This is a genomic window from Metabacillus fastidiosus NBRC 101226, assembly GCF_001591625.1.
In the GTDB taxonomy this organism is placed as follows: Bacteria; Bacillota; Bacilli; order Bacillales; family Bacillaceae; genus Metabacillus; species Metabacillus fastidiosus.
The window spans coordinates 1-8,496 of record NZ_BCVG01000134.1; the positions used below are offsets into that span (position 1 = coordinate 1).

The following is an 8,496-nucleotide window of genomic DNA, read 5'->3' on the forward strand; positions in this document are numbered from 1 at the left end:
TCTTATTTTTAGAACTTTGAAGGGGGGAGTCTTACTGCCCTTTAAGGCTGGGATAAATTTTAAAAGCTGAAAGGCCCTGTCACCAAATCCTTGATTTTACTGGATTTCCATGACAGGGCCTTTCAGCAGGATATCCCAAAAGGGTAAAAAGCAACCCTTTTGGGATATCCTCTATTCATATCTTAATGATTCAATTGGATTTAATCTTGCCGCTTTATTTGCTGGCAACATGCCAAATATAATACCGATAATCATCGAGAACAATAATCCTCCGACGACAACTTGCCAAGAGATTAAAGACGGCCATCCTGCAAAGAGTGAAACGAGAGAGGCAATGCCGGCACCGAGTAAGATCCCGATAATACCGCCAATTAATGTAAGTGTTACAGATTCAATTAAGAACTGTGTTAATATTTGCTTTTTCGTTGCACCGAGGGCTTTTCTAATTCCTATTTCTCTTGTTCGCTCTGTAACGGAGACGAGCATAATATTCATAACCCCAATTCCTCCGACTAAAAGGGAGATTCCAGCGATGGAACCGATAATTAATGTCATAATGCTCGTTACTTGTCCGATTCCTTCTGCTATTTGTTCCATATTAAACACCTGGTACGAGTCTTCCGTATTATGTACCTTATTTAAATATTCTGTCGCTTTTTCACCAGCGACTGCTAATTCATCAGTACTTTTCGCCTGTAATGTTACCTGATTAATATCAGTTACACCGAAAGTTGAGCGCATAGTATTCCATGGAATATATACTTCCATCGTGCCAAACGCTGCAAATAGCCCCTCAGGTTTTTCCATCACACCGACAATTTCAATCGGCTGGCCTTTGAGCCAAATAACTTCACCAACCGGTTCCATTTCCTTAAACATTTCTTCTTTCAAATTATAACTGATAATTCCGACACGATTTCCGCCTATGAAATCTGTATCGACAAGATTACGACCTGATTCAACCTTTATCTCATTTACCTCTATATAAGCTTTATTCATTCCAAATACAGTCACGTCATTTGTTTCTTCTTTATAGCGAAGCAGATAATTTTGCATATTGAGTGTAACAACTTTATTAACTTCTGGAATTTCTCCTAATTTTCTTACATCTTCCTGAGTAAATGCAGATTTCATCATGGCATTCGGATCTGTCTGCATTTCCTCCTCACTCGGCTGATAATAAACGTCAATCGTATTGCTGGAGCCTGTAAAAGTCGATTTTAACATTTGCTCCCCGCCTTGACCGATCGCAACAACGATAATGACGGCAGCAACACCTATAATAATACCGAGCATCGTTAACATCGAACGCATTTTATGAGCGAGTACGGAGCTTAATGCCATCCTAATATTTTCAGCTAGATTCATATGCCCCACCTCGCTCTCCTTTTTGTGAAACAATTTCTCCATCACGAACGAGAATAACCCTTTTCGCATAATCTGCAACTTCCGGTTCATGTGTTACGAGGACGACCGTTGTTCCTTCTTTATTTAATTGTGTAAACTGCTCCATAATAGAAATACTTGTCTTCGTATCAAGCGCTCCCGTTGGCTCATCTGCTAAAATAAGCTTCGGATTATTTACTATTGCCCGGGCAATAGCAACCCGTTGCTTCTGACCGCCTGATAATTCGTTCGGCAGATGATTTACCCGATCACCCAGTCCAACTTTTTTAAGTGCCGATCTTGCTCTTTCCTCCCTTTCTTTTGGAGGAACTCCTGCATAAACCATTGGTAATTCTACATTTTTCAATGCTGTCAGCCTCGGGAGCAGTTGAAACTGCTGAAAAACAAATCCAATGGAGACATTTCTTACCCTTGCAAGTTCTTCATCTTTATATGTAGAAATATCTTCCCCATCAAGCAAATACGATCCGCTCGTCGGACTATCAAGGCAGCCGATTACATTCATCAATGTTGATTTTCCTGAGCCGGATGGTCCCATAATTGCAATGAATTCTCCATCTTCAATCTTTACGTTAATATTTTTTAAGACATGAAGTATTTCTTGTCCGACTTTATAGCTCTTTGTCACATTAATCAGTTCAATCATTTCACCTTCACATCCGTCCCTGCCTGAAGCGTATCAGATGGTGATAAAATAACTTTATCTTTCTTTTCAATCCCTTCTTTTACTTCCATCAATTCACCGCTCGTTACACCGACTTTAATATTTTTTCGAACGGCTTTTCCATCTTCCACTGTAAACACATAATAATCTTCCCCGTCCTGCTTCACAGCTTCAGAAGGAATAGCATCGACAGTCCGCTTATCTGTTTCAATTTCCATAATGAGCTTAAAGCCAGGTCTTGCTTCCATTTCCGCTGAGTCAAGTGTAATTTCAATCGGATATTGAACAGCTGCGTCATCCATACCGCCCATTGTCGCTTCATTACCCTCTGGAATGACACTTACATATGTCACTTTTCCTGTCCACTCTTTATCAGGAATAACATCTGAGCGAATAGTAACAGATTGTCCTTCTTTTACTTTCAATGAATCATATTCAGATATGACCCCCTCAATAACAAGCTTTCCTACATTCCCAAGATGGACAATAGGTTTTGGTGTTTGAGAAACAGCTGATGCCGACTGTTGATCCACAGTTAGAACAGTTCCATCAATTTCACTTTTCACTGCCAACTCTGCGATTTGCTTTTCAATCGTCTGCCTTTGAATCTTCAACTGTCTTGCTTCAATATCAGCCATTTTCTGTTCAAGCTTCAGCTGATCACGTTCCGGGTCAATCGTCTTTTTCGCTTCTTTGTCGCCAACTTCTTTTTTCAAATCCTTTTCTTTTTTAGACAGATCAGAGAGCTGTTTTTTCAATTGGCTTATCTTCAAATTTTGCGATTCAATTGAAAGTGCATTCTGTTCTTTTTCAAGATGAAGCTGATCGTTTTCATAACGAATAACTGTCGTTCCTTTTGTAACTTTATCTCCCTCTTTGACGAGGATTTCCCCAACTTTCCCTTTTTCCGGCTCATTATAGAAATATTCCTCATCTGCAAATTTAAGCGACCCTGGAATCATTACATTTCCGATTATTTCTTGATTTTTTAATTGTGTCGTTTTCACTGTTAACTCCTCTTTATTCATAGCGCGAAACACATTCGCGCCTATGAATAAGAGAATAAGAGCAGCTACTCCAATAATAATCCAAATCTTTTTCTTCATTAGAATTGATTCATCCCTTCAAACATCTCATTTGCTGCACCGCTAACAGCTGCAAAAATAAGGCCTATAATAAAGAATACAATAACAATCGTCCATGAAGCTTTTTTAGAAAATCCGATTACTTTATGTAAACCTAATGCTAAAAGAATAGAACTCCATATGCTAAAAATTTCGAACGTACTTAGTACAGCACCAAGTGCCCCTGTAGCTCCTACTAAACTGTTCAGACTTGTCAGCATCACTTCCGGATCACCTTTAATAGCAGCCATAATTAAAAGATTAATTACCTGACCAACCAATCCGATAAAAGCAGTAAAAATATTTAACGAGAGCATTTTTTTAAAGGTTACTTCTATTTTCATTATTTTAGCAATTGCAAAGTAAATAAGAGTCATTACTAATAAAATTACTGGAACACTGAAAAAAGTTATAGCAGCTGTACTTGCTATCGTAATCGTTTGAAACATCTGCAAGTCTTCGGCCGACATACCTAAATCATCCATCGGAGGGAGATAATTTATCACATTTAATCCGACTAAAACAGACATAATTAAGCCAGTAATCAGAACAATAATAAGCGGAACTAATATAACAGGCTTTTCCCTCATTCGCTCAAACTGTTCACTCGGACTGAAAATCATACCAAAAAGCGATGGCTTTTTCTCCACTGTATTTTTCGATAACTCTACTTCTGTCATTTTTCAAACCTCCTATTTTATCAATCTTACATATTAGTTATACGATACAAGTTATAAATGGTTTCATTAATTTGTAAATATTTCATTCTTTTTTTATTTCTTTTCATAGAAATACGAATAGCAGACCGCTAAAAATGACCTACTTCATGTATAATGAAATAGAGATTTTTTAAAAGGAGTTTAACAATGTTCCCAAAAAATTATTGGTTTTTCATGGTTCCTTCCTTTATCATCGCCTTCATTTTAATTTACACGCTGGACAAACAATACAAGCCATATGTTTTACTGATCCCGCTTCTTTTTTGGATCATTTATTACATATGGGTTGGCCTTCAAAAAAAGAAACAGCAGAAAAAATAGTACCGGAATAAAAGCCGGTACTATTTTTATCATTTTCGTATAACATCAATCCGTAGCAGCAACTTGTTATTATGAATGGACAGACCTTGAACTTTCTGAGCTCGAATCGCCTGACTCTGGATTATTTGAGTTTGAACTGTCTGATTCCGGATTATTCGAGTTTGAATTATCTGATTCTGAATTATTGGAAGAACCGTTAACTGTATTATCAAGTACAGTTGTTCCTGCCTGCTTCACTTTTGATCCCATCTCTTTCAAATCATCTTTCGCTTCTGCTACACTGTTCATCGCCTCATTGGATACTGATTTTACATCATCCACTTTACTGAATACATCTTCATTGAGACGCTGATACAAATTTTGAGCATCGCCAATTACTTCTTTTAAAATATTTGTTGCTTCTTTAAAGCTGTTTATCATTTGGTCCTTTACATCAGAAGGATTATTTTTCACTTCACTAATGACATTCATGGAAGCATCTTTAACATTTAATGCAGTATCCTTTACTTTTGTTCTCGTACTGGAATCAAGCATTGCTGCTAATCCCCCAATTGCAGCTCCAATTAGGACACCTTTCATAAATTTGCTGTTTGAGCTGTCACTCGAGTACCTAGTAGCATTATTATCTATTGAAGAATTATATGTGTTTGCTGTTTCATTCATTGAAGTATTATCATTTGAAAGAATATTTGTTGACATCATAGTTCCTCCTTTAAATATCAAATAGTTTAAATGTATTTGTCTATTCAATTCCCTTATTAGATAATATTCAAACAATTTATCATTCATTTTTAACACTCTAAGAAGAAAAATATATTAGTTATGACATGACTGTATTCTCAAACCGAAAATGCCCCCTTACCGTATTAGTATTGGAGGCATTTTATTATATTAATTTACTTTAAACCGGTTAACTACTTCTTGTAACTCCCCTGCAATATTACTTACTCTTTCTGTTGATAAAGCTACCCTTTCCATTTCTTTCTGCTGCTGAGTAGCTGATGCGCTCACTTGTTCTGCTGAAGCAGCAGTTTCCTGTGAAATAGCTGATACACTTTGAATAGCTTCCATTGCATACTCTTTGTAATTTACCATGTCATTCAATTTTGTAGATAACTCATGGATAGATGCACCTAATTTTTTAACTAACTCTGCATTTTCTATAAAAGATGACTCCGTACTGGAAACAGATTGATTATTCAGTTCCATTAATTCAAAGTTCTTGGAAATTAATATCACAGTCTGTTCCGACTCATAAAGTATTTCTTGAACTGTTTTCTGGATAACTTCTGTTTCCTGACGTGACTGTTCTGCAAGTTTTCTTACTTCTTCTGCAACGACAGTAAACCCTTTTCCATGTTCTCCAGCACGTGCTGCTTCAATACTTGCATTTAAAGCAAGTAAATTCGTTTGCGCAGTAATCCCGTGAATAGATGCAATAACAGTTTCAATGTCTGCAATTTTATTAGATAACGCCTGGACTTGCTGTTGAACTTTTTTATTCATTTCATTTGTTGTTTCATTATGCTCACGCAGCTGTTTCACCTGTTCCATACCTTGTGCAGTTGATTGACCACTTTGGAGTGATAATTGGTCCATATCATTTGAAAGAGAAGACAGAGAATCAATCTGCTCCGAAAGAGCAACCATTTGCTGATTTGTGTTCTCCGCATCTGATGACTGTTGTGAAGCACCTTGAGCAATTTCGTCTACAGCAGAAGCCACTTCTTCACTTGCAGCAGAAACTTCTTCAAATGTTTGATATAACTCTGTTGACGATTCATTTAATTCAAGAGAGGATTGCTTTACAGTATGTATTACTTCGTTTGTTTTATTAAGCATGTTGTTAAATGCAATTGCAACTGCTCCAATTTCATCTTGACGGATTTTTGATTCATCCACTTTACTCGTTAAGTCACCAGTCGCTGCTGTTTCAATTGATTCTTTTAAATATGTAAGCGGCTTTAATTGCCTTTGAATAAACATTGCTGAAGTAGCTGCCATTAAAATAATCATTAATACTGCTGAAATAATCGTTATTAGTAATATTCCGTTAACCGTTTTTAGAATACTCGATTTAGCTATGACTGTCTGTACAGACCATACCTCGTTAATTCCTTGGACCGATACCGGAGCAAATGCATTAAAAGCCTGCTCTTTTAATAGTTTGGAATTAACATATGCATTAGATACTTTTCTATTAAGTAAAGCAGACTTTACTGTTCTCCAATCGACTACAGAATCTTTCATATTTGTTCCAACCAATGTTTGATCTGTACTGTTTGCTATTACATAACCTTCATCTGTAATAATACTTGAAAAACCACCTTCAGGCTCCATATTTTTTACTAAATCATTTATGAAATCAACTGAAAAGTCTGCTGTCAAAACACCTATAAATTGATCATTTTTTGAAAACAACGGGACAGCTATGGAGGAAATAGTTTTTGTCTCGTCGCCAACTTCATATTTAATCGGCTCTGTTAAAATTGCTCTTTCTTCATTTTTAGGAACTAAATACCAATCTCCATCTCCTTCTTCTTCATAACCGCTAACAGCCTCTGTCTTAATTTCCTTCCCTTCATCCCTATATACATAAGGAATAAATCGTTTCTGACTGTCTACTAAAGCCGGATTCACAGCACTTCCTTCTCGTAAAATACCACCTTCTAATATAGTAGCAATTCCGATTATATTCGGATTTTCTGAAAGAACGCTTTCCATAATAGTTAAAATAGAGTCCGCTGTTACTTTTCCACTGTCATTAAGCCCTTCAATAACATATTTCGTCGTATTCAATGTTTGATTTGTCTGATTAAGGCTTTCACTCATTTGAGCAGCATATAATTTAGTATGCTCATTTGCATATTCTTCTGCATCTTTCACACTCTTGCTGTATAAAATACTGCTAGTCACAATGCAATATATTAAAAACAAAAGTAAAAATAGACCAATAATGAGTCCTGATAATTTCCATGTAATACTTTTTGTTCTCTTCATCTATTCTCAATTCCCTCCCAAGTTAATAATAAAGCTTTAATATTCTTATTTTTTATCGGCTTTATGAAGGAATATTTAATATATTTTTAAAAATTTGTATAACTTTTGTACAATTTTTGTATAACTTTTTATCTAACAAATCTATCTTCATTTTTAAATAATTTATCAAATTGAGAATAATAAGAATGAGTTAGATAAATAAATATAGATGTATATGTTTAGCCAGCAGAAATTTTTCTATAAAATTAGTCATACAACCGTAATATATGTAAAACTGGAATGCTATACTAAAAGCTGTCAACCTTTTAATGGTGGTAATAACTTAAATATAAACCTAATTTTACCTCTAATTTCATAATCATATTTTAAGAGAAGCATAACGCTTAAAAACCATATCTATATAAGTTTGATAGATGTTGAAAATAATTTTCATATAAACAATCCTCACCTAATATAAGAATGATGTAAAATCCTCCCTGAAATATTACAAAAAACGCATGATATTATGGGAGCACAAGCAAGATAAACACATTCTAGGGAGGAATATTTACATGAAAAAAAGATTTATTTTTTCAGTAGCTGCTGCTGCAGTTCTTTTCTCTTCTGCTGGAGTTAATAATGCAGATGCAGCTACAGTTGAAAAGAAAGTATATATCTATCAATCTGGAAATATGAATATTGATCAATTAAATAACTATTTAAAAAATTTCCAGCTGAAGTATAGTCAGCCAACTTTACAAAAACCTGTTCAGGTTCCAACAGCTCAAAAGCAGCCTGTACAGCAACCAGCAACACAAGTACCTGAAAAAACAGAATCAGCTTCTAACACTTCGCAGGTAAGTGCTTTTGAACAAAAAGTCATAGATTTAACAAATCAAGAGCGTGCGAAACAAGGGCTTTCCCCTTTAAAATTAGATACAAAATTAAGCCAAATTGCTAGAACAAAGTCTCTTGATATGAAAAATAAAGGCTATTTTAGCCATACGAGTCCAACTTATGGCTCTCCATTCGATATGATGAAACAGTTTGGAATCTCTTATACTAGTGCCGGAGAAAATATTGCTAAAGGTCAAAGATCTCCTGAAGAAGTTGTAAATGCGTGGATGAACAGTGAAGGTCACCGTGCAAACATTTTAAACAGTTCTTACACTCATATAGGGGTAGGATATGTTGAGGATGGGAACTACTGGACACAAATGTTTATTAAAAAATAAAAAGATTTCTCTTATTGGGGCTGTCCGATAAGTCCCTAATAAGTTTT

Annotated in this window: 8 protein-coding genes; 2 read left to right on the plus strand and 6 right to left on the minus strand. The window is 35.5% G+C overall.

Annotated features, from left to right (window positions below):
* Positions 1-171: 171 nt before the first annotated feature.
* From BFA01S_RS19465 to yknW, 4 genes are read right to left on the minus strand one after another with little or no spacing between them, the layout of a single operon-like run.
* Positions 172-1,368 (minus strand): ABC transporter permease, encoded by a 1,197-nt coding sequence (locus BFA01S_RS19465; RefSeq protein WP_066234811.1) that lies wholly within the window; start codon positions 1,366-1,368, stop codon positions 172-174.
* The gene (locus tag BFA01S_RS19470) at positions 1,355-2,053 is read right to left on the minus strand and encodes an ABC transporter ATP-binding protein (RefSeq protein ID WP_066234812.1); all 699 of its coding nucleotides are present in this window, start codon (positions 2,051-2,053) and stop codon (positions 1,355-1,357) included. Before BFA01S_RS19470 ends, BFA01S_RS19465 begins: the two co-directional genes overlap by 14 nt.
* The gene (locus tag BFA01S_RS19475) at positions 2,050-3,177 is read right to left on the minus strand and encodes an efflux RND transporter periplasmic adaptor subunit (RefSeq protein WP_066234814.1); all 1,128 of its coding nucleotides are present in this window, start codon (positions 3,175-3,177) and stop codon (positions 2,050-2,052) included. Before BFA01S_RS19475 ends, BFA01S_RS19470 begins: the two co-directional genes overlap by 4 nt.
* Positions 3,177-3,875 carry a YknW family membrane protein gene (gene yknW / locus BFA01S_RS19480; protein WP_066234817.1) on the minus strand — a complete coding sequence of 233 codons (699 nt, stop codon included), beginning with the start codon at positions 3,873-3,875 and terminating at the stop codon, positions 3,177-3,179. Before yknW ends, BFA01S_RS19475 begins: the two co-directional genes overlap by 1 nt.
* 186 nt (positions 3,876-4,061) lie before the next feature.
* Here yknW and BFA01S_RS22620 point away from each other — a divergent pair, with 186 nt between their 5' ends.
* Positions 4,062-4,235: a hypothetical protein gene (locus tag BFA01S_RS22620; protein ID WP_156483932.1), complete on the plus strand. Its 174-nt coding sequence runs from the start codon at positions 4,062-4,064 to the stop codon at positions 4,233-4,235.
* Positions 4,236-4,304: 69 nt separating this feature from the next.
* Here the strand turns inward: BFA01S_RS22620 and BFA01S_RS19485 are convergent, their stop codons facing one another.
* Together BFA01S_RS19485 and BFA01S_RS19490 are read right to left on the minus strand one after the other, a co-directional pair.
* The gene (locus BFA01S_RS19485) at positions 4,305-4,934 is read right to left on the minus strand and encodes a YtxH domain-containing protein (protein WP_066234820.1); all 630 of its coding nucleotides are present in this window, start codon (positions 4,932-4,934) and stop codon (positions 4,305-4,307) included.
* A gap of 192 nt (positions 4,935-5,126) precedes the next feature.
* The gene (locus BFA01S_RS19490) at positions 5,127-7,235 is read right to left on the minus strand and encodes a methyl-accepting chemotaxis protein (protein ID WP_066234823.1); all 2,109 of its coding nucleotides are present in this window, start codon (positions 7,233-7,235) and stop codon (positions 5,127-5,129) included.
* A 551-nt stretch (positions 7,236-7,786) separates the two neighbouring features.
* Here BFA01S_RS19490 and BFA01S_RS19495 point away from each other — a divergent pair.
* Positions 7,787-8,449 (plus strand): CAP domain-containing protein, encoded by a 663-nt coding sequence (locus BFA01S_RS19495; protein WP_066234826.1) that lies wholly within the window; start codon positions 7,787-7,789, stop codon positions 8,447-8,449.
* Positions 8,450-8,496: the final 47 nt, after the last annotated feature.